Origin of the sequence: Psychrilyobacter piezotolerans, assembly GCF_003391055.1 — a bacterium.
GTDB lineage: Bacteria > Fusobacteriota > Fusobacteriia > Fusobacteriales > Fusobacteriaceae > Psychrilyobacter > Psychrilyobacter piezotolerans.
Genome location: NZ_QUAJ01000066.1, coordinates 1 through 2,038, shown reverse-complemented (window position 1 = coordinate 2,038; position 2,038 = coordinate 1). Strand labels below are relative to the sequence as shown.

Below are 2,038 nucleotides of genomic sequence, written 5' to 3'. Positions count from 1 at the left end.
TTTGCTATTTTGGTTAAACTTCATGTGGATACCTCCGTAAAATATTAGGGTTTAGTCGTCTTAATTTTACATCGAGGTATCTTTTTTTTTCAACCATTTACTTTTTTATTATACAGGAATGCTCCTTAAATTTATTAATAAAAACACAACAAAATAATATAAAATCTACCTCTATACCTTGAGATGTATTTTTAACATATATATGATTTAAAAAATTTTAAATAGGATGAATGGGAATTTAGTGGATAGAAATTTGGTGAATAGAAATTATTATTCAGCTAAACTTCCATTTTTTTTCCTATTTAAAATCCATTTACTTCTCCCGGAAGTATTGTGATCTCATTGTCAAAAATAAAAATTATTAAATTTTTTCATTATTCCTCCATTATTTTTTTTATACTTTCCATGGCATAATATATCTCATCTTTTGTATTGAAGTGGCTGAAACTGAACCTTACCGTTCCCCTGGGAAAAGTTCCCAGAGTTTTATGGGCACCAGGAGCACAGTGCATTCCCGACCTTGTCATTATTCCATAATCATTACCCAGTTTATAGGCTATCTCGCCGTTATCGTGGTTGAAAAAATCCAGTGATACCGCTCCTGTCCTTCCCTGAGGGGTGTCTTTTCCCACAACGGCTATCCCGTTTATCTCCTTTATCTCATCTAAAAATAATTTTAACAGCTCATACTCCTTTTGTCTTATGTTTTCCAACCCTGTATTTTTTAAATACTTTATTGAGGCATTTAATCCAAAGATGCCTGGAATATTAGGGGTTCCCGCCTCATATTTATCCGGCATATAACAGGGCTGTCTTTCTTCTTCCGACAAACTTCCAGTTCCTCCGTCGATGAGACTGGGAATTATCTCAACCAGTCTGTCGTTTATTATAAATCCTCCGATCCCCTGGGGTCCGAGAAGTGATTTATGACCTGTGAAAGCTATAGCATCGGCTTTTAATTTTTTATAATCGATATCCAAAAATCCTGCTGTCTGGGCTGTGTCCACTATAAAAAAAATATTTTTTTCCTGGCAGATCCTCCCCACTTCCTCTAAGTTTAAAATTGTCCCGCAGACATTGGAAGCATGGGTCATTATTACTGCCCTTGTATTTTTTTTTAATTTTGATTTAAAATCCTCTATATCCAGATCGCCGTACTTGTTGCACTCTGTTTTGGAAACCTTTACATTTAAAGAATTCAATGGCCGCATCACTGCATTGTGCTCCATAGAGGACACCACCACATGATCGCCTTCCTTTAACAGCCCTTTTATCAATAAATTCAAACTTTCTGTTATATTTTTAGTGAAAACAACATTTTCAGGCTGATCAAAATTAAACAGTTCACATATAAGCTCCCTGGTTTCAAATACTGTATCGGCCACACTATAGGCTGTTTCATAGGCTCCCCTGTTGATACTTGTACCCAGATTATTTATATAATTTAAAACAGCTTCCCCTACACATTTTGGTTTAGGAAAGGACGTTGCCCCGTTGTCTAAATAAATTTTTTTCATTTTATCTCCTTTTATTAATAAACGTCAGTAAAAAAAATTGTATATTAAAAGGTAGAATATAATTTTTTATACAATATTCTTTGTAAGTGATATTTTTTTTACTTAACGCAGCTAATGAATTTATAATTTTTTATAAATTGTATCTAAAAAAGCCACCTATAATTAGTGGTATTGATTATATGATCCCTTTGGGATTTTGTTTCATAGAATTTAAAAAGTTTTTATTTGAAATATTAAGAATTGATCTAAAGTTGGAAAAAAGAATGAGAATAGTTTTTTATAAAAATTATTTCAGTTTAAATTTCTTCATGTTATCCATTTACAGTAGATCTCATAACTTCCACCGGAAGTTTTAATTGATTTTCAATTTCACTGATAAAATTTCATGATTCCTCCTTGTATAATGAAATAGAGCTATAAAAGCACTATTTCTAGTTTATTTAATTTTTTAGTATATAATTAACATAGACGCTGTGGATTAGTGTGACCTCCTATAGCTTCGACTATTTCTTTTAGGCTCT

1 protein-coding gene is annotated in these 2,038 nt (G+C 32.2%); it reads right to left on the bottom strand.

Annotation, left to right across the window (positions count from 1 at the left end; genetic code table 11):
- Positions 1-374: 374 nt before the first annotated feature.
- Positions 375-1,517, bottom strand: coding sequence for an aminotransferase class V-fold PLP-dependent enzyme (locus DYH56_RS15630; RefSeq protein ID WP_114643777.1), 1,143 nt, complete (start codon positions 1,515-1,517; stop codon positions 375-377).
- Positions 1,518-2,038 lie beyond the last annotated feature (521 nt).